Annotated in this window: 17 protein-coding genes and 1 tRNA gene; 9 read left to right on the top strand and 9 right to left on the bottom strand. The window is 58.7% G+C overall.

Annotated features, from left to right (window positions below):
- The first annotated feature begins 66 nt into the window (after positions 1-66).
- From KZ772_RS04585 to KZ772_RS04565, 5 genes are all read left to right on the top strand, one after another.
- On the top strand, positions 67-1,362 hold the full coding sequence (locus KZ772_RS04585) for a YihY family inner membrane protein (RefSeq protein ID WP_290538664.1): 1,296 nt from the start codon (positions 67-69) through the stop codon (positions 1,360-1,362).
- Positions 1,346-1,621, top strand: a complete 276-nt coding sequence (locus KZ772_RS04580) for an acylphosphatase (protein WP_290538663.1) — start codon at positions 1,346-1,348, stop codon at positions 1,619-1,621. The genes KZ772_RS04585 and KZ772_RS04580 overlap by 17 nt, the downstream gene beginning before the upstream one ends.
- A complete protein-coding gene (locus KZ772_RS04575) occupies positions 1,618-2,493 on the top strand; it encodes an alpha/beta hydrolase (protein WP_290538662.1) in 876 nt (291 codons plus the stop codon). The genes KZ772_RS04580 and KZ772_RS04575 overlap by 4 nt, the downstream gene beginning before the upstream one ends.
- A gap of 169 nt (positions 2,494-2,662) precedes the next feature.
- On the top strand, positions 2,663-4,165 hold the full coding sequence (locus tag KZ772_RS04570) for a fumarate hydratase (protein WP_290538661.1): 1,503 nt from the start codon (positions 2,663-2,665) through the stop codon (positions 4,163-4,165).
- Between the two features lie 142 nt (positions 4,166-4,307).
- A complete protein-coding gene (locus KZ772_RS04565; RefSeq protein WP_290538660.1) occupies positions 4,308-5,084 on the top strand; it encodes a hypothetical protein in 777 nt (258 codons plus the stop codon).
- Between the two features lie 446 nt (positions 5,085-5,530).
- Here the strand turns inward: KZ772_RS04565 and KZ772_RS04560 are convergent, their stop codons facing one another.
- Entirely contained in the window at positions 5,531-8,188 is a 2,658-nt protein-coding gene (locus KZ772_RS04560) for an MMPL family transporter (RefSeq protein WP_290538659.1), read from the bottom strand.
- 25 nt (positions 8,189-8,213) lie between these two features.
- Positions 8,214-8,645, bottom strand: coding sequence for an SRPBCC domain-containing protein (locus KZ772_RS04555; protein ID WP_062816225.1), 432 nt, complete (start codon positions 8,643-8,645; stop codon positions 8,214-8,216).
- A 143-nt stretch (positions 8,646-8,788) separates the two neighbouring features.
- Here KZ772_RS04555 and KZ772_RS04550 point away from each other — a divergent pair, with 143 nt between their 5' ends.
- Entirely contained in the window at positions 8,789-9,808 is a 1,020-nt protein-coding gene (locus KZ772_RS04550) for an AraC family transcriptional regulator (RefSeq protein ID WP_290538658.1), read from the top strand.
- An 88-nt stretch (positions 9,809-9,896) separates the two neighbouring features.
- Entirely contained in the window at positions 9,897-10,967 is a 1,071-nt protein-coding gene (locus KZ772_RS04545) for a transporter (protein ID WP_290538657.1), read from the top strand.
- Between the two features lie 67 nt (positions 10,968-11,034).
- Here the strand turns inward: KZ772_RS04545 and KZ772_RS04540 are convergent.
- The 7 genes from KZ772_RS04540 to KZ772_RS04510 all read right to left on the bottom strand — a co-directional run bounded on the left by KZ772_RS04540 (position 11,035) and on the right by KZ772_RS04510 (position 18,143).
- Positions 11,035-11,110, bottom strand: a tRNA-Thr gene (locus KZ772_RS04540).
- Positions 11,111-11,170: 60 nt separating this feature from the next.
- Entirely contained in the window at positions 11,171-12,682 is a 1,512-nt protein-coding gene (locus KZ772_RS04535; RefSeq protein WP_290538656.1) for a 4-hydroxyphenylacetate 3-hydroxylase N-terminal domain-containing protein, read from the bottom strand.
- 317 nt (positions 12,683-12,999) lie between these two features.
- Positions 13,000-13,440 carry a peptide-methionine (R)-S-oxide reductase MsrB gene (msrB, locus tag KZ772_RS04530; RefSeq protein WP_290538655.1) on the bottom strand — a complete coding sequence of 147 codons (441 nt, stop codon included), beginning with the start codon at positions 13,438-13,440 and terminating at the stop codon, positions 13,000-13,002.
- Complete coding sequence (msrA, locus tag KZ772_RS04525; protein WP_290538654.1) at positions 13,437-14,063, bottom strand: peptide-methionine (S)-S-oxide reductase MsrA; 627 nt, start codon at positions 14,061-14,063, stop codon at positions 13,437-13,439. Before msrA ends, msrB begins: the two co-directional genes overlap by 4 nt.
- Before the next feature lie 155 nt (positions 14,064-14,218).
- Positions 14,219-15,370, bottom strand: a complete 1,152-nt coding sequence (locus tag KZ772_RS04520; protein WP_365871170.1) for a CaiB/BaiF CoA-transferase family protein — start codon at positions 15,368-15,370, stop codon at positions 14,219-14,221.
- 9 nt (positions 15,371-15,379) lie between these two features.
- Entirely contained in the window at positions 15,380-15,988 is a 609-nt protein-coding gene (locus KZ772_RS04515) for a hypothetical protein (protein WP_290538652.1), read from the bottom strand.
- A 169-nt stretch (positions 15,989-16,157) separates the two neighbouring features.
- On the bottom strand, positions 16,158-18,143 hold the full coding sequence (locus KZ772_RS04510; protein ID WP_290538651.1) for a neutral/alkaline non-lysosomal ceramidase N-terminal domain-containing protein: 1,986 nt from the start codon (positions 18,141-18,143) through the stop codon (positions 16,158-16,160).
- 244 nt (positions 18,144-18,387) lie between these two features.
- Between KZ772_RS04510 and KZ772_RS04505 the strand changes: the two genes are divergently transcribed.
- Complete coding sequence (locus KZ772_RS04505) at positions 18,388-19,479, top strand: OmpA family protein (protein ID WP_365870824.1); 1,092 nt, start codon at positions 18,388-18,390, stop codon at positions 19,477-19,479.
- A 10-nt stretch (positions 19,480-19,489) separates the two neighbouring features.
- Positions 19,490-20,707: a thrombospondin type 3 repeat-containing protein gene (locus KZ772_RS04500; protein ID WP_290538650.1), complete on the top strand. Its 1,218-nt coding sequence runs from the start codon at positions 19,490-19,492 to the stop codon at positions 20,705-20,707.
- The last annotated feature ends 21 nt before the right edge of the window (positions 20,708-20,728 follow it).

Below are 20,728 nucleotides of genomic sequence, written 5' to 3'. Positions count from 1 at the left end.
ATTCTGTGAATGAGGGTGTCATTGTAAGGCGCTTGAACCCGCTGGCAAGGAGAGGATGCCGATAGCATGGAAACTGATGAAAACGTCATTCCGGTACGCGCCAGGCTGGATTCCATCCGCGCTTTTTTTGCGCTGCTGGTGCGCCAGTTCAAGGACGACGGCTGCCGGGAAAGCGCTGCCGCACTGACCTACACCACCCTCTTTGCCATCGTGCCGGTGATGACCGTGAGTTTTTCGGTGCTGGCCTCGGTTCCGGCGTTGAAAGGCAAGGGCGCCGAGGTTCAGCTGTGGGCGTTTGAATACTTTGTGCCGTCGGCGGGCAATATGCTGCTGGAACACCTGCAGTCGTTTGCCCGACAGGCTACCAATCTGACCGGTCCGGGGGTGGTTATCCTGATTGTCACCTCGGTGCTGATGCTGCGAACCATTGAGCAGACCGTGAACCGAATCTGGAAGGTACGTAGTGCCCGCAAGGGACTCACCAGCCTGATGATGTACTGGGCAGTGTTGTCGCTGGGGCCGATCTGTCTGGGGGCTGGCCTGGCGATCTCTTCCTACCTCACCTCCCAGGCCATTTTCAGTGATACCGTGCATTATCTCGGTGGGGTCAGGCTGTGGCTGTCGTTGCTGCCTTTCCTCTTTACTACCGCCATGCTTACCCTGCTGTACACCGTGGTACCCAATACCAATGTGCCGCTTCGCCAGGGCATAGTAGGGGCTGCTTGTGCTGCGTTGCTGTTTGAGCTGGCGAAAAGCGCTTTTGCTTTTTTTGTCCGTCAGACTCCCAGTTATGAAGTGGTGTACGGTGCCTTTGCGGCGGTGCCGGTGTTCCTGTTATGGGTCTACATTTCCTGGATTATCGTGCTCGGCGGCGCGGAGCTGGTACGTGCCCTGGTGGTATTTCAGGAACATAGGCGCCAGGTTCCCAGGATGCATGCGTTGATGCGTTTGCTGCATGCCTTCTGGCTGCGTCAACAACATGGCAAGGTACTGCGCAGCAAGGAAGTGCGTCAGGTGATGCGCGACTGCGGCGTGAGCCAGTGGGATGAGTTCCGCAATCTGTTGATGGACGCAAAGCTGATACGGCGCACTGAGGAGGGCGGTTATATGTTATCCCGGGATCTGCGCAACCTGACCCTGGGGCAGCTGGTGGCCATGTTGCCCTGGCCGGCGCATACCCAGCTGCGGGTGCGGCTGGGTAATGATGAATCTGCCTGGGAGCGGGCATTGAAGGAAACCATGGATCAGGCCCGTGAGGGTATGATGGCGCCGCTGGATATGCCGCTGGATACACTCTTTCAACGTCGCGACAGTATTGGCGACAAAGAGGATAGTCGGGAGAACAATGATGTCGATCACTAAACATGTACTGGTGAGCGGCAGGGTTCAGGGGGTAGGCTACCGGGCCTGGACCCAGCACGAAGCCAGCCTGCGAGATCTGGTTGGCTGGGTACGTAATTGTGACGACGGCCGGGTGGAAGCCACCTTGCAGGGCTCGCCGGATGCGGTAGAGGCCATGCTGGACGCCATGCGCCAGGGGCCGGCCATGGCCCGGGTGGATGAGATCATCACCCAAGATACAGAGGCGCTGGCGACCCGGAATTTTGAGGTAACTCGATGAAACAGGTTGAACTGGTAAACGGAGACTTGCGCTTTCCGGCCCTGATGGCCGGCAGCGGTGAGCCCGTGATTTTGCTGCATGGTTTCCCGGATACTTACGAAAACTGGGCCGTGCAGATCAATGCGCTGGCGGCAGCGGGTTACACGGCAATTGCTCCGGCCCTGCGTGGCTATGCCCCAGGCTGCCAGTCTGGAAATGACGATTATTCCCTGTATTCAGCGGTGGATGATCTGATGGTGTTTGCCGCCCAGTTGGGTGGCCGTGTGCACCTGATCGGCCACGACTGGGGCGCGGCAGTGGGCTACATGGCCTGTGCCCAGGCGCCGGATACCTTTTGTTCCTTCAGTGCCTTGGCGATTCCCCCCTTGCGGCGCATTCCTCAGGCCCTGCTGAAGGTCCCTGAGCAGGTGCTGCTCAGCGGCTACATGCAGTTTTTCCAGTTACCGGTAGCCCCGGAGGCCTGGCTCAAACGCGGCGATCTGGGTGGAGTGGAATCCCTGTGGCGTCGCTGGTCGCCGGGTTGGGAGCCGGGACTCTATCTGGACAATGCCAAGCACACACTGGCTGAACCGGGCGTTATCAGTGCGGCTCTGGGCTGGTATCGGGCCATGTTCAAGCTTTGGAAAAAAGAGCAGCGCAAGGCTCTCACCTGGCTGGGACAGGATATTGCCACGCCCACCCAGATCCTGATTGGCGAAAATGACGGTTGCATGAGCCCCAAACTGCTCGAACACACTCTGGTGGAAAGTGACTTCAGTGGTGGGGTAGAGCTGCATCGGATCGCCAATGCCGGACATTTCCTGCACTTGGAGCAACCAGAAGTGGTCAATGATCACCTGTTGCGGTTGCTCAGCAATACCCGCTGCGACTGAGGTGAACGCGGCTCAGGCCGCAAACCGCAAGGTGCAGGGAACGAAATCCGCTCACCGGGGTTTTGTTCCCTGGCTCTGCTGACCTGTTCCTGATGTATTCCGATTTTCGCCCTGTTCACACTCTGCGCTATACTACGCGCCCCCAAATTGTCCCAGCAGGAGTAATCCCATGACGGTGATTCGCCAGGATGACCTGATTCAGAGCGTGGCTGATGCCTTGCAGTACATCTCTTACTACCATCCGGTGGATTTCATTCGTGCCGTCACCGAAGCCTACGAGAAGGAAGAGAGCAAGGCTGCCAAGGACGCCATGGCGCAGATCCTGGTCAACTCCCGCATGTCTGCCATGGGCCACCGTCCTATTTGCCAGGACACTGGCATTGTGACCGTGTTCGCCAAAGTGGGCATGAATGTGACCTTCGAAGGCGACATGAGCCTGGACGACATGATCAACGAAGGCGTGCGCCGGGCCTACAACCACCCGGAAAATGTGCTGCGCGCCTCGGTGCTGGCGGACCCGGACGGCAAGCGTGCCAACACCAAGGACAACACCCCGGCGGTGATCAACTATTCCATCGTTCCCGGTGACAAGCTGGAGATCGATGTGGCGGCGAAGGGCGGCGGCTCCGAAGCCAAGTCCAAGTTCGCCATGCTCAATCCGTCCGATTCCGTGGTCGACTGGGTGCTGGAGCAGGTGCCGAAGATGGGCGCAGGCTGGTGCCCGCCGGGCATGTTGGGCATCGGCATCGGCGGCACCGCCGAGAAGGCCATGCTGCTGGCCAAGGAGTCCCTGATGGACCCCATCGACATCCACGACCTGCAGGCCCGCGGCCCGCAGAACCGTGCCGAAGAGTTGCGCCTGGAGCTGTTCGAGAAGGTCAATGCGCTGGGTATCGGTGCCCAGGGCCTGGGTGGTCTGACCACGGTGCTGGACGTGAAAGTGGCGGATTACCCCACCCACGCGGCCAACAAGCCGGTGGCGATCATTCCCAACTGTGCCGCCACCCGCCATGCCCACTTCACCCTGGATGGCACCGGCCCGGCGGACCTGAAAGCGCCGGATCTGAAAGAATGGCCGGACATTGCCTGGGGCAATGACGAAGGCGCCAAGCGCGTCAATCTGGATACCGTCACCCCGGAAGAAGTGCAGACCTGGCAGCCCGGTGACACCATTTTGCTGTCCGGCAAGCTGCTCACCGGTCGCGATGCGGCCCACAAGCGCATGGTGGACATGATTTCCAAGGGCGAAGAGCTACCGGTGGACTTCACCAACCGCTTTATCTACTACGTGGGCCCGGTGGACCCGGTGGGCGACGAAGTGGTGGGCCCGGCTGGCCCCACCACTGCCACCCGTATGGACAAGTTCACCCGCACCATGCTGGAAAAAACCGGTCTGATCGGCATGGTGGGCAAGGCCGAGCGTGGCGACACCGCCATCGAGGCGATCAAGGACAACAAGGCTGTGTACCTGATGGCTGTGGGCGGTGCCGCTTACCTGGTGTCCAAGGCAATCCGTAAATCCCGGGTGGCCGCGTTTGAAGACCTGGGCATGGAAGCCATCTACGAATTCGAGGTGGAAGACATGCCGGTTACCGTGGCCGTGGACTCCAATGGCGAATCCGTTCACAAGACCGGCCCGGTGATCTGGAAAGAAAAGATCGCCGCACGTTAAGGTTCTGCGTGTCATCGAGGGGGCAGCCTGGCTGCCCCCTTTCTTCCCGTCCCGATGTCACAGGCGACGTTCTGTTGTGCGTATTGTTCCGGTTTTCCTCATAGGGTGTCTGGTTGCTGCTGTCAGCGGTTGCAGCACTGTTGTGCCGACCACTGCTGACTGGCTGGGCTGGACCCGCGCGCCGGCCCAGGTGGCCGGTCTCGACTATGATGAGATCGAAGCGTTGGGTGCCAGGGCGGGAGGCTGTCAGTCCCTCTTTCAGCACCACAGCGAGGCCCGTTACCTGAAAGAACAGCAGGCAGCGGCGTGGCAGGATGACTGCGCGGAGCGGATTGCCCTGGCCCGCAAGGCCCGACACTATGCGCAACAGGTGGATCTGGAGGTGGAGCGCGCCTGGCAGGCGGTGATGGCGCACAAGGAAGAGCAGCGCCGCCAGGCACAACGACGCCGTGAAATCCGTGAGAGCATGCGGCAGGCCCAACAAATGTCGGAGAGCCTGCGCAATGCTGAAGAAGAACAGGAAAAGGCCCAGAGTCAGCGGCTGGAGAGGCTGGATGGGGCCAATATCCACAGCCTGATGCTGGAAGTTCCGAACCTGCCGCTGGCGTTTACTGTGGGCTCTGCCTCGGATATGACCCTGAAACGGTTTCTGGCCTGTCTGGAAGTGCTGTACCCCAACGAGGGTTATCAGATCCGCCGCGATGGCGACAAGCTGACGGTGAAGGCGGAGCGGGCTACCATGATGCGTGGCGATGTGCTGCTGGAAAGTCGCTATACGCGAATCTGGGACAACTGGACCTTGCAGTACCTGTCGGTGGGCGAAATTCGTGCCGAGAACGCCCAGGACCGCTACGTACTGGCGCAAAACCTATTGGGGTCACAGTGCCAGCCGGACCGGCAAGACGATAGCGGTAGCTAAGCCAAGCTGGTCCATGGTGCCAATGGATCGGCCCATCCCTCCCAAGCATTAATTCCGAAGCCATTAATCTCCGAACTCGCGATCGTCGTGCGTAGGGTGGATTAGCCGCAGGCGTAATCCACCGATTCACGGCTTGCTGGTGGATTACGGCCTTCGGCCTAATCCACCCTACGCAAAATCCGGGTTTTGTCTCTAAAACGAATAAGTCCGGGAGCCCGAGCCCCATCCTTGGGGCTACGGAGATCAATCAGGTCTTCCTGGGGTCACAGTACGAAGGCCTGGGGCTACCCGGACAATCAATGTACTGTTCATTTGATCAGTAGTCAATCAAAGCCCACCAAACCTCTCGAAACTCCACCGTAGGAGCGGCGCTCGAGCCGCGAACGTACTTGCGAAGGCATTCCCAAGTACGGTTCGCGGCTCGAGCGCCGTTCCTACAGCCTGGTTCAGCCCGCCCGCAGTTTCGGTTTCACGGTAATCAGCAGCGCTGGCAGCAGGGTCAGGTTGCTGAGCAGGGCCACCAGCATGGCCAGGCCGGTGAGCAGGCCGAAGTAGACCGTGGGGTTAAAGTTGGAAAACGCCAGAATCGAGAAGCCGGCAATGATGGTCAGCGAGGTGTAGTACATGGCCTTGCCGATGGAGCCGTGGCAGCGCTTCATGGTAGCCACGTAGTCGTTGTCTTTCGGCAATTCCTCGTGGAAGCGGTGGATGTAGTGAATGGTGTCATCCACGGCGATGCCGATGGTGATGGCGGTGATAGTGATCGTCATCAGATCCAGGGGCAGGCCGATCCAGCCCATCAGTCCCAGCACCAGGGATGCAGAGATCAGGCTCGGTACCATGCTGATCAACGCCACGGGGAGGCTGCGGAAGAGAATCAGCAGCATCACCAGAATGGCGGCGAACACATAGCCCAGGGTCTTGATCTGGGAATCGAACAAGCTCTGCAGCATGTTGTTGTAAAGCACCATGGCGCCGGTCAGATGTACCTGTTCCGGTTGCAGGCCGAAGTTGGTTTCCATATCGGTGCGGATCTTGGCGAGCAGCTCGTTACGGTTCAGGTTCTCGTCCGAGTCGATCACCCGCACGCTGAAACGCACCTGGTTACCGTCGTCGGACAGATAGGGACGCACCAGCTGGTCGCGCAGGTCCTCGGGAATGAAGCTGGCCAGCAGCATCAGTTGTACATAGCTGAGCGGCCCCTCGTTGAGTTTTTCCGCTACCTTGTAGGTAGTGGCGATGGATAGCACCTTGCCGGTTTCCGGCAGGGATTGCAGATAGTTCTGGATCTCCACCAGCTGGGCGAGACGCGCCGGGGTAAACCAGTAGGCGCCTTTCAGCGGGTTGGGTTTTGCCTGCTGGGGTTCAGCAAACGGATCGTCAGAGGGGGCACTGGCAAAGGGATCTTCGCCGCTAGAGCCATCGGAGAAGGGATCACTGTCCGCAAACGGATCCGGCTCTGCTGAGGCGAACGGATCGCTATCGCCACCCGACGCGAATGGATCTGTTGCGGTGCTATCGTCCATGGATTCACCGTCCCAGCCGGTAGCCGGTTGCGACGACGCTGTCGCAGTCCGGGCTTCAGTACTCGGCGCATCGATGACAATATCCAGCGGAGTCGTGCCCCCCAGCTTGCGATCAATCTGCAGCATGCCCTGGTAGATTTCCGTGTCTTTCTGGAAATAGTCGATGAAGCGGTTTTCCACCGTCAATCGGCTGACGCCCCACAGTGAGGCGACCACGGTGATAATGGCCAGCACCATCAGGGTAGGGCGATGTCGTTCGGTAAAGCCGGCAAACGCCAGGGTGAACTTGCGGCTGAAGTCTCGCCCCTGTTGTGGTTGCCCGGCCTTCAACGGACCTAGCAGGGCCGGGAAAACCAGAAAACAGACCACTAGCGCCACGCCCAGGCCGAAGGTCATCATCCAGCCGAAGTCGATCACCGGGCGAATCCCGCTGATCACCAGGGAAGAGAAACCCACCATGGTGGTGAGGATCATGTAGATCATGGGCCGCATCATGTGGGCGGCGGTTTCCCGGATCAGCCATTTCTGGCTTGCATCCGGGTTTTCTTCGTGCAGCTCACGGAAACGCACGGTCAGGTGGATGGTGATCGACATGGTGATGATCAGCAGTAACGAGATGTAGTTGCTGCTGATCACCGAGACTTTCCAGTCCATCCAGCCCAGCCAGCCGGTCACTGTCAGCACGGTGACGCCACAGCAGGCCAGGGGGACCACCACCCAGCGGGGGCGGCGGAAGATCATGAACAGAGTGACAATCAGAAAAGCCAGGACACCAATCCCGAAGATTTTCAGGTCCGCTCGAATAAAGCGCACCAGATCGGTGGCGATCATGGGTACCCCGCCCAGGAACAGTTTTGCCTGGTCCCGGTAGCTGTCCATGATGTGGCGAACCTGATCAATCTCGCTGGCAGTGCGTTCCTGTATCTGGCTGCTGTAGTCGCTGAAGGCCCGTGAGGCTTCCTCCAATGCCTGTTCGCCGTCCTCGTCAAGCTCACCCTCATGCTGCTGTGAGCGTAGCTCATTACGTCGGTAGAGCAGTTCGTAATACTTCTCGTCCCGTTCGAAACTCACCAACAGGGCGGTGGTGTTGCCGTCGTCGCTGACCAGCAGATCTTCGTAGAGCGGGTTTTCTTCGGTGAACTCCTTTTTGGCCAGCGACAGGTCCACATCCTTGTCGGTGAGGGTGCGGTAGTCGTTGGCCAGGTCACTGAATTCCACCTGGGGACTGAACAGCAAGGGCACATCCAGCATGCTGTAAACCGAACTGACCCGGTCTACCTGCTTCAGATCGCTCTGTAATGCCTGCAAGTGTTCCAGCGTATCGCGCTGGAACAGCGGCGCCTGGGACGGCGTATAAGTGATGATCAGGAAATCACTACCGCCGTAACGCTTGGAAATCTTTCGGTAGTACTGCAATGCCTCATCGTTCTCGAGCACCAGCGAATCCGCCGATGCATCAATCTTGAACTCCCGGGCCTGCCAGGCAGCAACAGCACAGAGCAGCGCCAGCAGAGCCAGCCAGAAAACCGGGTGTGCCAGCACAACCCGGCAGTAGGCATTAAACAGTCGATGAGTCATGAAGGAATCCGTTCAGGGTGAATAATCAGAACATGGCAGCGTATTCTGCCGCAAAGCGGGTATCAAAGCGGTGAATCAGTTTGCCGGCGGGCCAGGCCAGCAGGGTGAGCAGCCCCTCGGTCCATTCTTCCTGATGCACCCGGCAGCCACCCTGACCATCGTCGATAAAGGTAAAGCGATGGGTGATGCGGGCGAAGGGCAGGTGCAAACCCCAGGTGATGCGCTCGTTTTCCTTGTACTCCATCACCCTTACCACTACCGGCGCCGGCGGCAGGCCGGGTAAGTCTGCCACAAACAACAGCAGGGCGCCGGGGCGCCAGTTGCCATTGAGCAGACGGGCATGGCGCACTACCGAACACCAGTTCTGCCAGTTGGTTGCGTCGGTGAACAGTTTGAAAGCCTGCTTGCGCGAGGCCCGGGTGTCGGTGACCTCGTCGACCAGATAGCGTTTGAGCATAATCGATCCGGTTGTTGATTGGGGTGACGGTAGGTTACTCACTGTCCGAGGGAACCTCCAGTCGGTCAAACGGGCCAATCCATCTTGGTCGGTTGACCTGCCCGATACCTTTGCCTAGTTTCGGGTGATTGCGAGGTACCACCATGACCACAACGTTGCTTCCGGCTTCCATTCTTCCCGGCCTCCTTGAAGTATCCCTGCGCAGCCGTCTGGATGTGCAGTCCCTGTTCGAGCGTGCCGGTATTGATGCGGATATTGTTGGCCGCAACGACCGTTTTATCAGCCTGTTACAGCTGGACGAGTTGCTTTATTCCGCGTTCAGCGAAAGTGATGATCCTTTGTTCGGTCTGCATGTGGGAGCCGACAATCACTACGGCAATCTGGATTTGCTGGGCAATCTGATGGCCACGGCTGATACCCTGGAACAGGGCCTGGCCATGTTGTTTCGCTACAAGGATCTGGTGGTCCCCTACCTGGGTTTTTCTTTGCATGCCCATGGCAATGAGGTGATGCTGGCTGTGGCCAGCAAGGACCCGACCCTGCGCTTTACCGCCACCCGCACCCATAATGAAGTGGTGGTGGCCACCATGGTGGCCATCGGCCGCTCCCTGCTGGGTGGCACCATGCCGGTGAACGGTGCCTGGTTTCTGCATGACCAGCCGGTGGTGGATCAGGTGGCGGTCTATCAGCAGTTTTTCCAGTGCCCGCTCCACTTTGCCCAGCAACACAACGCTATCACCATCCCGGCCAGCCTGTTGGCGCAACCGCTTCCCCGGGCCTATCCCAAATACAACGAACGTCTGCGCAAATCCGCTGACCAGGTGCTGTCCGGGTTGTCACGGGCTGCCGGTGTATCCGGGCAGGTGATCAAGCAACTGGAAATCATGCTGGGCGGGCAGGGCGTGACCATGGAAGCGGTGGCCGACGCCCTGGCCATGACGCCCCGCACACTCCAGCGTCGTCTGCAGGAGGAGGGCACCCGCTTCGCCCAGCTTCGCGACCAGGTGCGTCACCAGCATGCCTGCCAGGCCCTGCGTGAGCCGGGTTGTGACATGCAGGCATTGGCCATGGAGCTGGGGTTTTCCGATACCGCCAATTTTTACCATGCCTTCAAGCGCTGGCAGGGCTGCGCACCGGGCCAGTACCGAAAGCAATTCGCCTGATATTGGAATCGCTGCGACGTTTTGCCGCATTGGCATTGCCGGCCGTATCCGTAGGCTGCCCGCTATCGTTATTTAGTGGGGAAGCTACATGCGGAACACAGTTCATCTTCTCGTCGCGGCCACCGTGATGACCAGCGTGGGTCAGGTTCAGGCCCATTACGATGGCGGTCGTGCTGACAGCCACGCGCCGATTTCGGTGATGGGCGACCATACCCACGGCAAAGGCGAATGGATGTTGTCCTATCGTTATATGGGCATGGGAATGAGTGGCGCTAGATCAGGCAGTGAATCGTTGAGCACCAATGAGGCATTTGCAGACATTCCCGGCATGAACATGGGCATGGGCACCATGAAAGCGTTGCCCTACGAAATGACCATGCAGATGCATATGCTGGGGGCCATGTATGCGCCTACGGAAAACCTCACCCTGATGGCCATGTTGCCGTACGCCACCAATGAGATGACCACGAAAACTCGTATGACCATGATGATGGATACCATGGAAGACGAGTTCGACACAGAAACCTCCGGTATTGGTGACGCCAGTATCGGTGGCCTTTACAAGTTCTTTGACCAGGGTGGTTACCGTCTGCACCTGAATTTGGTGCTGGGTCTGCCCACCGGCTCTATCGAGGAAGAAGACTACGTACCCATGCAGGGCAAGGACATCCAACTGCCATACCCGATGCAGTTGGGCTCCGGTAGTTATGAGGCGCGCCCGGGCATTACTCTTAACAAGCAATATCAACGCTGGAGCTGGGGGGCGCAGGCTAGCGCCAGGATCGCGCTGGACGAGAATGATCAGGGCTACAAATTGGGCTCCCGACGTTTTCTGACGGCCTGGGTGGCCAAGCCACTCGCTCCCTGGGTCTCCATGTCCCTGGCTGCTTACAAGAGCTGGTGGTCTGACATTCACGGGGCTGCGGAAGATCTGACTATCTCGCCGATGATGAACCCGGCGGCAGACCCGGATGCGAAGGGTGGGCAACGACTGGATATCGGTCTGGGGCTGAACCTGCTCGGCAAGAACGGCACCCTGACAGGCCACCGTCTCGCCCTGGAATACAAGGCTCCGGTTCACCAATCCCTGCATGGCGTTCAGATGGAAACCGATTACACCTTCACGGTGGGATGGCAGAAGGCCTTCGGCGGGAAATAACGGTTCTTTGCGCAGCAAGGGCCAAACAAAAAAGCCGCCTTTAGGGGCGGCTTTTTTTGTGATTCGATGGTGCCGGAACGCGGAATCGAACCGCGGACCTACTGATTACGAATCAGTTGCTCTACCGACTGAGCTATCCCGGCATGCCCGAAGTTCGGGCGGCGCTAGTTTAGCAGGACGCCCCGGGCTGGCAAGTATTGGCGTCAAGAAACCTGCTTGATGCCGGCCAGTTTGCGGGCGTGCCATTTCTTGGCGTCCACATCCATGCCGCGCAGGATCTGGATGCGTTGTGCCTGGGGGCTGCCGGCGCCATGCATGGATTCGGTCAGATACCCCACGGCGTTGCGACCCAGCGTCATGTTCTCGATCAGGCGCAGGATACGCATGCGATCCTCCGTGGGAATGTCATCCCGCCCTTTCAGGAAACGGCGGATGATATCGCCGGCTTCCTGGTTTTCCAGGTCTTTTTCACTGGGCATGGTGACCATGATGCCGCCAGCCAGGTCCTGCGCCAGCCGGGCGATTTCGTAGGGGAAGCGGGTCACGTTGTGTTTGCACACGTTGGACAGCATGGCGTCGTTCATGAAGATGCCGCTGGGCATCTGCTTCGCCTCGTGGGAGCTGGCAATGCCGGAGGAGTAGATGGTCTCGTTCAGGTGCACCATTTCCACCAGCTTGTCGCGAATATGGCTGACTTTCTCCAGTCCGTTGTATTCGGCAATGGACGCGGCGGCGCCCACCAGTACATCGCCAAGACCGGTTTTACACACATAGCTGGCCCGGTGGTAGGCGGTGAAACGGGCGACCATGTCCTGGGCGAATTCGTATTCACCGTCCATAAACACGTGTTCGTGGGGAACGAAGACATCGTCGAAGTAGACCAGCACTTCCTGGCCGCCGTATTCGGCGTTGCCCTGGTCGATGTCGCCGCCTTCCATGGCCCGGGTGTCGCAGCTCTGGCGGCCGTAGATGTAGGTGATGCCTTCCGCGTCGCCGGGGATCATGCCGACTACTGCATAGTCACGGTCTTCTTCGGTGAGGTTCATGGTAGGCATGACGCAGATCCAGTGCTGGTTCCAGCCGCCGGTCATATGGGCTTTCACGCCTTTTACGTAGATGCCCTTGTCGGTGCGCCGGGTGACGCGCATGAACATGTCCGGATCGCTCTGTTGCGCGGGGCGCTTGCTGCGGTCGCCCTTGGGGTCGGTCATGCCGGCGGCGATCAGGATATTTTTGCGTTGCGCTTCGCCGAGGAAATCCAAGAAGCGGTGGTGATACTGGGTGCCGTGCTTTTCGTCGATCTCGTAGGTGATCGAATGCAGCACGCTGATGGTGTCCAGCCCGGTGCAGCGCTGAAAACAGGTGCCGGTAATCTGCCCCATGCGGCGCTGCATCTTGTTCTTTTTCACCAGGTCCGCCGGTGATTCCACAATGTGCAGAAAGCGATTTACCGGTGCATCAATGAGCGGCGACCAGGCGGTGGCCAGGTCCGGATCTTCGATGGCCAGATCGTAACTGGCGCGCAGGGCGTTGATGCTGGGCTTGATGATCGGATGGTCAGCGGGTTCGTCGATCAGCTCACCGAACAGGAACAGGCGGGTGCCGCGGTTGCGCAGGCTGGCCAGATAATCGTCACCGGTTTTCAGGACGGAAAAGCGGTTCCAGCGCTGTTCGGCGGTTTCCTCGCGGCGCGGGGCAGGGGTCGCGGCGTTCATGGTGCCTCCTGTGATATCCATTGCTCTGGCAGCGGGCCAGGGTGTCGTGACTTGGGGGTCACTTACGATGGTATACAGGGTGTCACGGGAGGCAATGACAGAAACTGCCGCTGTACGCTGCGGTCAAGTCAGGGGGGCTGTGGGGTAGCGAATGGCTTGCTGTAGGAGCGTCGTTGGCGGCGGGATAACCAGAGTAGCGAGTTTCGAAAGGCAAACCCCTGAACACGGTCAAGTCAGGTGGTTTCGCTCCTCGTAACTCGTTACTCGAAACTGGGCTTATCGCGCCGCCAGCGCCGCTCAACGGAAGGGGGCGGGTTTTAGCGATTTTCGTTTTGCGCCTTAAACACCATCGACGCTGAATTCAGGCAATAGCGCAGGCCGGTTGGGGGCGGGCCATCGGGGAATACATGCCCCAAGTGCCCATCGCAGCGGGCGCAGCGGATTTCCACCCGGACCATGCCGTGGCTGGTGTCGCGCAGTTCGCGGATATGCTCCGGGTCGAAGGGCTGGTAGAAACTGGGCCAGCCGGTGCCCGACTCGAATTTGGCGTTGGCGGCAAACAACGGCAGGTCGCACAGTTTGCAGTGGTAAACACCGTCTTCCTTGTTGTCGAGCAGGCCGCCGCAGAAGGGCGGTTCGGTGCCTTGATTGAGGAGGATGCGCTTTTCTTCGGCGGTGAGATTTTCCGCTCGCTGCTGTTTCTCGGCATCGCTGAGCGGCGTGAGATCATGGCCGCTGGCAGAGTGTGTTGTGTTCATTGCGTATCCCCTTTGAGCAGGTCGGGAAAGGCATGGATGAGTTTTTCCACCTTGGGCCTGGCCACGTGCACGATATAACCCTGGTTGGGGTTGTGGCTGGCGAAATTCTGGTGGTAGTCCTCACCCCGGAAGAAGGTCTCCAGCGGCTCCAGTGTGGTCACAATGGGGCCAGTAAAGGCGCCGGCGTTCTCCAGCTGATGGATATAGGCTTGGGCTACCGCTTTTTCCTCCGGGCTCTGATAGAAAATGGCGGACCGGTACTGGGTGCCGCGGTCGTTGCCCTGGCGGTCTTTCTGGGTGGGGTCGTGGGCCACGGAAAAGAACACCTTCAGTAGCTGTCCGTAGCTGATCACCTTGCTGTCGTATTCGATTTCCACCACTTCCGCGTGACCGGTGGTGCCGGTGCAGACCGCTTCATAATTGGCACGGGCGGCATGGCCACCGGCATACCCGGAGGTGACCCCCAGTACGCCATCCAGATTGAGGTAGACCGCTTCCACGCACCAGAAACAGCCCCCCGCCAGTACCGCTTTCTGAATGCCGTCAGTTGGCAGGTCGTCCACCGGGTCGGGGAAGCGTTCCGGGTGAATCGCCAGGGATGTTCCGGGTATCACTGCAGTCATGGGGTCCTCCGCTGGTGAGAATGCCCCGGCGTATGGCCGGGGGCTGCTGGCCCTAAAAAGGTGCTGTTGGCACTTTGCTCGCAAAGCGAAGATTTCAGGTTGCACGGCACTGGATCAAATCCTTCGCCTTGCGAGCCATCCGACATTGGCTCAGGTCAGTCCTGCTTCACTGCGCCGCTACGGATCAATGTGTCGATCTGTTCATCACTGAAGCCTGCCTGGCGGAGAACCGCCTGACTGTCTGCCCCGGCGCTGGCTGCGGCTTTGATATCGCCGGGGGCGCTGCGCGAGAAGCGGGGTGTCGGTGCCGGCTGTAAGGTGTTGCCGACTGTGACAAAGGAACCTCTTGCCGCGTTATGCGGGTGTGAAGGCGCTTCTTCAAGGCTCAATACCGGTGCAAAACACACGTCGGTACCTTCCATCAACGCGGTCCATTCATCACGGCTCTTCTGTTTGATGACCTCAGCCAGTTTTTGTTTCAGTTCCGGCCACTTTGCCGGGTTCATTTGCTGGCCGAATTCCTCGGCGGGTAACTCAGCGATGCGGCACAGCTCGGCATAGAACTGCGGTTCGATGCTGCCGATGGAGACATATTTGCCGTCGCGGGTTTCGTACACTTCGTAGAAGTGGGCGCCGGAATCGAGCATGTGGGTGCCGCGATTTTCGGTGAACAGGCCCTGGGCTTTCAGTCCGTAGAACATGGCCATGAGGGCGGCGGAGCCTTCCACCATGGAGCTGTCGACCACCTGGCCTTCGCCGGAGCGCTGGGCTTCCAGGGCGGCACAGACCATGCCGAAGGCGAGCATCATGCCGCCACCACCGAAATCACCTACCAGGTTCAGCGGAATGGCGGGTTTTTCGCCTTGGCGGCCCATGGCATGGAGGGCTCCGGACAAGGAGATGTAGTTCATGTCGTGGCCGGCCGCTTTGGCCAGCGGACCCGTCTGGCCCCAACCCGTCATGCGGCCGTACACCAGTTTCGGATTACGGGCCAGGCATTGTTCCGGGCCGATACCGAGGCGTTCGGTCACACCCGGGCGAAAGCCTTCGAACAGGCCGTCGGCGGTTTCACAAAGCTTGAGGACGGTCTCGATGCCTTCCGGGCTTTTCAGGTCCAGGGCCAGGTTCTGCCGGTTGCGGAACAGTACGCTGTGACCGATGGCGGCGTGGGGGTTGCCGCCGGGGCGGTCAATGCGGATCACGGTGGCACCCATGTCCGCGAGCATCATGCCGCAGAAGGGGCCAGGGCCGATGCCGGCCAGTTCGATAAAGGTCAGTCCGTTCAGTGGGCCAGTCATAGTCTTTATTTTCCGTTGTCAGGGTATTAATGCGAGCTCTTTGAGTGTCTTGCGCAGGGCCGTACATTGGCTCTTGGCGATGGCAACGGTGTTACTGGCTTCGTGGGTGGTAGCGATCCCGGTCCACAGGGGCTTGCCGTCAGCATTGATCAGTTCCGCGCCGTGTTGACGCAGTGCCTCGGGGACGTCCTCCCGGGCCAGCTCGCCACCAATACCCACTTGCCAGGTCGGTTTCATCTCGCCGGCGGACTGGTCCATGGGGTTGAGGCGATTACCCGCCGTGGGCGGTGCTGCTGCATCGATCAGCAAGTGGGTGAGTTCCACCACCAGAACCCGTTGCACATCATTGCTCTGCGCCCAGTCGAGGATGCGATTTTTTCCGCCTTCGTACCATAACGGTAATTCCTGATGGCTGAGCAAAATGGTCAACGAACCGCTTGAAAATATTTCCTTGCAGGTCAGTTCCCAGGTTTCGCGGGTGCTGCCCTCCGGGGTGTGGGCGACCAGTAGCAGAGTTTCTTGGGGAGGATGGCTCCCTTCAGCGGTGAAGCGAGTTGTCACTTGGGTAGTGCTGGCACAGCCGGCAACGAGCAGGGCAGGTAACAGAAAGCGAAGCAACGGGCGCATGGCGGATCTCCGGGAGAAAAAGCGGCTTGTAGCACGCCTTCAGTGTAGCAGTGCGGTTGCCAGGGCTCATCCGCTAACGGCCGTCTTGCGGCTGTGGTTGTGACAGGGTCGTCAGCGAAACACTGAGCGGCCTCGAGGAACAAGGCTGGCTCCGTGTTGTTTGCACGAGCTAGGGCAACGGCGCGGAGAACACCGGTTGCTGCTGGTCAGCGGTGCTAACCGCAAAACGACAGGACCCGGAAGGTAAGGGGGTGGCGGGATACCAGCGCACCTCATAGCGCCCGGTTTCATTATCTGTGTCCTCCTGATGCAACAGCTGCAGCTCGGCGCTGTCATCGCTGATGACGCCATTGTCGCAGTGGACGGTCAGTAGCGGACGATCCAGTGCCAGTTGGTTGGCCGGTTCCGCTGTAAGCAGCAGGCTCCAGTAAGGGCCGGTGGTGGCATGACCCTCATGGTGTTGCGGTTCGCTTAACCAGCGCCGAGCGCTCGAGCCTGCCAGAGAGTCCGGGAAGTATTGCCGGCTGAGCAGGGAAAACGTCTGGCGTTGCGGAATGTCGTTGATGTCGCCGTGTTGCTGAAGGTCCCGGCTCAGTGCTGTGCTTTGCTGAATGAGAAAATCCAGGGTATGCGGCCCATAGAGGGTGTGACCGCCCTCGTAATACTGGAGCGCATATTCTTCCGGAGTGACGGCATAGCCGAAGTAGCCATTGGCCAGACTGGAAATTTCCACCTTCCAGTCGCTGCCATCGGGCAGGGTGTTCGCCACCGCCTGGCGGAGTCTGTTGCCGCTTTCCAGGGTGATTTCCCAGGGTAAGGGGACCAGCACCAGGTCGTTGATGCGCACGACCTGGAACAGGGCCTGGTGCGGAAAGCGCTCGGCCGGCAACAGCAATTGCAGCTTGGATAGCATCCATTGTTTGACGCCCTGGCAGTTATCGGTAAACACCTGCCGTGGCCAGTCTTCCGCCAGGAAGGGCAGGTAGGAAATCGGAAAGACTTCGTCACCGTTGGCGGCGCCGGCCACGGAGGCGCCAGCGATGGCCCGTTCGCAGAGTCCGAAGCGGCCGGTATCAATATCGTCTAGCAGGTCCAGCTGGCGGCTGGCGACGGCGGTGCTGAGGCTGTCAGTAAGCTGACTTTCCAATGAATGAAAAAGTCTGGACGCATGTTTCCCCAGTGCCTTGCCGATACGTTCGGCTTCAAGGTCACCACGCAAATTCTCTTTCCAGGCCGGGTTGTTATCCGCGTGGGTTGCCTGGGCGGCGCCATGGATGAAATCCGGGGAGTCGTCCGCCAGTTCGGCTTCCAGTTCCTCGCTGATCCAGTGCCAGACATCCGCATGGTAGGGGCGAGTAAAGGGTGGAATGGCGGTGCCGTGGATCGAGTAGAGGCTGAGTGCGCCGGCGGGTACAAAACCGTTGCCCTGGCGCTGATCAATGCGCAGCAGGGTCATGGTGGGATTCACCGCCTGCATGGGGTCGGCGTTGCGGTGATTCTGGTCAGGAAAATTATTGGCCCAGGCCTCGATGGAGCGGTTGCGGGTAAAGCCGAACAGGTCGCTCTGGCCCACTGCAAAACGGGCTTCGCGGCGGGATTCATAGGCCTCAATGACGGTATCGGCAATGCGTTGGCTGAGAAACTCGAACAGGGCCGGGTCGAAGCCGGGTTTATTGCTGCCGAAAACATTGTAGAAATCGCTACCCAGATACTGACCGGGACCGGAGTGGGTGTGAGTAACCAGCAGGGTCAGGGCATGGGCAGGAATATCGGTGTTATTAGCGATCAGTTCTGCCACCCGGTGACGCAGCACTAGCGAACCGGAGCCAAGATCCAGCTGCACGATGGCAAGCGGGGTTTGCCCGGGACCTTTCAGGTAGAAGGCCCTGGCCTTCAGGCGAGTGCGGAAGCCGTCGGCATTTTTTGCCCAGGCGGAATAACCGAACTTGGGTATGCCGACAGGCGGCGTAATGTCTCGTTCAGCAATACCGGCTTTTGCTGTGGCGTTGTCGGCTGTGATCGGTTGTACTGGGAAAGAGAAAGACAGGTTCTTGTTGGGGTAAAACAGGAAAGGCCAGGCCGTGTGCAGCAGGCCAACGAGAATACCGGTAAACAAGAGTAGTAGCAGTAAATAGCGGATGCGCAGTGTTCGCATGGGAAATGGTGTTCCAGATAGTTTGCACTATCGTGCCACAATTGGGGTTGTTGTGAAATCTACCCCTTGAAACGGCGCCATTTTCCTCGCTTTGATACGAAAGGATACGCTCAGAAACAAAATAGGGCGCCAGCAACCAATTGGCAACATTAAAGCAACGTAACGGCACTCGTTGATGGTTTTAAAGCGCCCCCAATGCTATTTCAATAATTGCACAGATCAATCATACCCGAGGGGGGTAATCATGAAAGGATGCATTCGACTCTCAGCTCTTGCGCTTTCTGTGGCTATGGCAAATCAGGCCTTGGCAGAAGACAAGGCAGGTGACTCTACACGCCAGTATCTGGCGCCCATGGCAAGCTACCTGGTGCTCGACGAAGATCGGGAAATTTCCCGCAATGGTCTCGGCGCAAGCCTGATCTACGGCCGTGAGCTTTCCGAGCACTGGTGGTGGGAGACTGAAGGTGCTACCTATGGTCTTGATACCGATGTTGATGGTGGCACGGATTTTTACCAGTATGCATTGAGCACCGGCATCGCCTATGCCTTCGGCGATCGTGAGGGCTTTACCCCGTTTGTGCTTGCCAATATCGGTGCCATCTACAATGACGTTGTTCCTGATGATGATGATGGTACCGACTTGCACGCCAATGTGGGTATTGGTGCGGTGACCGGCCCGATCTTCGATAACGGCCTGAAGCTGCGTGCTGAAGCCCGTTACATGTATGACGATTTTGATGGCGTGACCGGCACCCTTTCCGAGGACGAGGGCGGCTTCAACGACTGGCGCTTCTCTCTGGGTCTGGAAATTCCACTGGGCGTGACCAAAGTGGTGGAAGTCGAGAAGATCGTCTATGAAACCAAGGAAGTGGAAAAAATCGTCGAGAAGCCCTTCATCGACAGTGATGGCGACGGTGTACCGGATGACCGCGACAAGTGCCCGGATACCATTGAGGGCGCCAAAGTCGATTCTGATGGTTGCATGATCATGAATCAGACCATCACCTTCAACAATATCAACTTTGAACTGAACTCCGCAGAGATCACTGCCAGCTCCCGCCCGTCTCTGGACCGGGTAGCCAAAGCGCTGAAAGCCCAGGATGACTTCAAGGTTGAGATTGCCGGCCATACCGACAGCACCGGTTCAGCGTCTTACAACGAAAGTCTGTCTGATAAGCGTGCCAAATCCGTACGCCAGTATCTGATTGATCAGGGCATCGATGCTGATCGCCTCACCGCTCGCGGTTACGGTGAACTGGAACCGATCGCCAGCAACGAAAATCAGTCAGGCCGTGCCATGAACCGCCGTGTGGAATTCCGCGTCAGCGAGCAGTAGGAGACGAACAATGAGTACCTATATGAAAACCTTGTTCGCCATGCTGCTCGCAGCCACCCTGGCCTTTGGTCTGGCTGGCTGTGAAGCGGAAGGTGATAGCAATGGCAATACCCCGGGGTCGAGAATTTCCGATCAGGACAATGACGGTATTCCCGATGATGAAGACAACTGCCCCACGGTGCCCAATTCTGATCAGAGCGATATTGATGGCGATGGTATCGGTGACGCCTGTGAAGACGACACCGATGGAGATGGTATTCCGGATGATACTGACAACTGTCCGCTGGTACCGAACGTGGATCAGCTCGATAGCAACGGTGATGGTATCGGTGATGCCTGTACGGATGATGAAGACGGTGATGGTATCCCCGATGATACCGATAACTGTCCGGTAATCCCGAACCCGGGCCAGGAAGATGGTGACGGTGACGGCATTGGTGATGTCTGTGATAACTGTCCGCTGGTGGCCAATCCGGGTCAGGAAGATGCGGATGGCAATACGGTTGGCGACGTCTGTGAAGACGACGACGATGGCGATGGCACCCCTAATGACGATGACAACTGCCCGGTAACCCCGAACCCGGATCAGGCGGATGTGGATGCGGATGGTGTCGGTGATGTGTGCGACAACTGCCCCAACACTGCCAACGCGGATCAGGCCGATGCGGATGAAGACGGTACCGGTGATGTGTGTGACGCTGATGGCTTCAGCTGCAGTGCAGGTGGTGCCTTCGAGCCCCTCACCGCTGCCAACTTCGGCGCAACTGGCACAACCTTCGGCGTCTGTGTAGGTTGTGGTGTGACCGGTCCGGAACTGGCCATTGACGAGATGAACAGTACCTTCTCTGAAATGACTCTGGCGGTGAACGTGGCGGGTGGCGCTCGTCTGACCGTTACCGAAAGCACCAACACCAACTTCTCCGGCCTGGTAAACATTGGCTTCGTCACCAGCAACCCAAGTACCGGCCTGCTGGACCTGGGTGCGCTCGGCGATTTTCTGACCCTGCGTCTCTATGACGATGGTGTGGAAGTCGACAGCTTCACCGTGGGTGGAGGCGTGCTGGCACTGGATGTAGCGGGCCTGCTGGGTGACTCAGGGCAGACTTTTATCAGTACTGAAGTGGATGCAGATGCCACAGCATTTGATGCTGTTGCCCTGGAGTTTGGTGGTCTGGTCTCCGCAGATAGTGAGCTGCGGGTACATGATACCTGCATCCAACAGCTCTAAACGCTCTTTCCTCCTTCTTTT

Source organism: Alcanivorax sp. (assembly GCF_019431375.1).
Classification (GTDB): domain Bacteria; phylum Pseudomonadota; class Gammaproteobacteria; order Pseudomonadales; family Alcanivoracaceae; genus Alcanivorax; species Alcanivorax jadensis_A.
This window is presented reverse-complemented; position numbering and strand designations above follow the sequence as displayed.

What these genes read in the sequence shown, in the direction of transcription:
- KZ772_RS04500 (WP_290538650.1), top strand. Translation starts at nt 19,490, where the DNA reads ATGAGTACCTATATGAAAACCTTGTTCGCCATGCTGCTCGCAGCCACC.
- KZ772_RS04555 (WP_062816225.1), bottom strand. Translation starts at nt 8,645, where the DNA reads ATGCTCAAACGCTATCTGGTCGACGAGGTCACCGACACCCGGGCCTCG.
- KZ772_RS04570 (WP_290538661.1), top strand. Translation starts at nt 2,663, where the DNA reads ATGACGGTGATTCGCCAGGATGACCTGATTCAGAGCGTGGCTGATGCC.
- msrA (WP_290538654.1), bottom strand. Translation starts at nt 14,063, where the DNA reads ATGACTGCAGTGATACCCGGAACATCCCTGGCGATTCACCCGGAACGC.
- KZ772_RS04580 (WP_290538663.1), top strand. Translation starts at nt 1,346, where the DNA reads ATGATGTCGATCACTAAACATGTACTGGTGAGCGGCAGGGTTCAGGGG.
- KZ772_RS04550 (WP_290538658.1), top strand. Translation starts at nt 8,789, where the DNA reads ATGACCACAACGTTGCTTCCGGCTTCCATTCTTCCCGGCCTCCTTGAA.
- msrB (WP_290538655.1), bottom strand. Translation starts at nt 13,440, where the DNA reads ATGAACACAACACACTCTGCCAGCGGCCATGATCTCACGCCGCTCAGC.
- KZ772_RS04505 (WP_365870824.1), top strand. Translation starts at nt 18,388, where the DNA reads ATGAAAGGATGCATTCGACTCTCAGCTCTTGCGCTTTCTGTGGCTATG.
- KZ772_RS04515 (WP_290538652.1), bottom strand. Translation starts at nt 15,988, where the DNA reads ATGCGCCCGTTGCTTCGCTTTCTGTTACCTGCCCTGCTCGTTGCCGGC.
- KZ772_RS04585 (WP_290538664.1), top strand. Translation starts at nt 67, where the DNA reads ATGGAAACTGATGAAAACGTCATTCCGGTACGCGCCAGGCTGGATTCC.
- KZ772_RS04575 (WP_290538662.1), top strand. Translation starts at nt 1,618, where the DNA reads ATGAAACAGGTTGAACTGGTAAACGGAGACTTGCGCTTTCCGGCCCTG.
- KZ772_RS04510 (WP_290538651.1), bottom strand. Translation starts at nt 18,143, where the DNA reads ATGCGAACACTGCGCATCCGCTATTTACTGCTACTACTCTTGTTTACC.
- KZ772_RS04535 (WP_290538656.1), bottom strand. Translation starts at nt 12,682, where the DNA reads ATGAACGCCGCGACCCCTGCCCCGCGCCGCGAGGAAACCGCCGAACAG.
- KZ772_RS04545 (WP_290538657.1), top strand. Translation starts at nt 9,897, where the DNA reads ATGCGGAACACAGTTCATCTTCTCGTCGCGGCCACCGTGATGACCAGC.
- KZ772_RS04560 (WP_290538659.1), bottom strand. Translation starts at nt 8,188, where the DNA reads ATGACTCATCGACTGTTTAATGCCTACTGCCGGGTTGTGCTGGCACAC.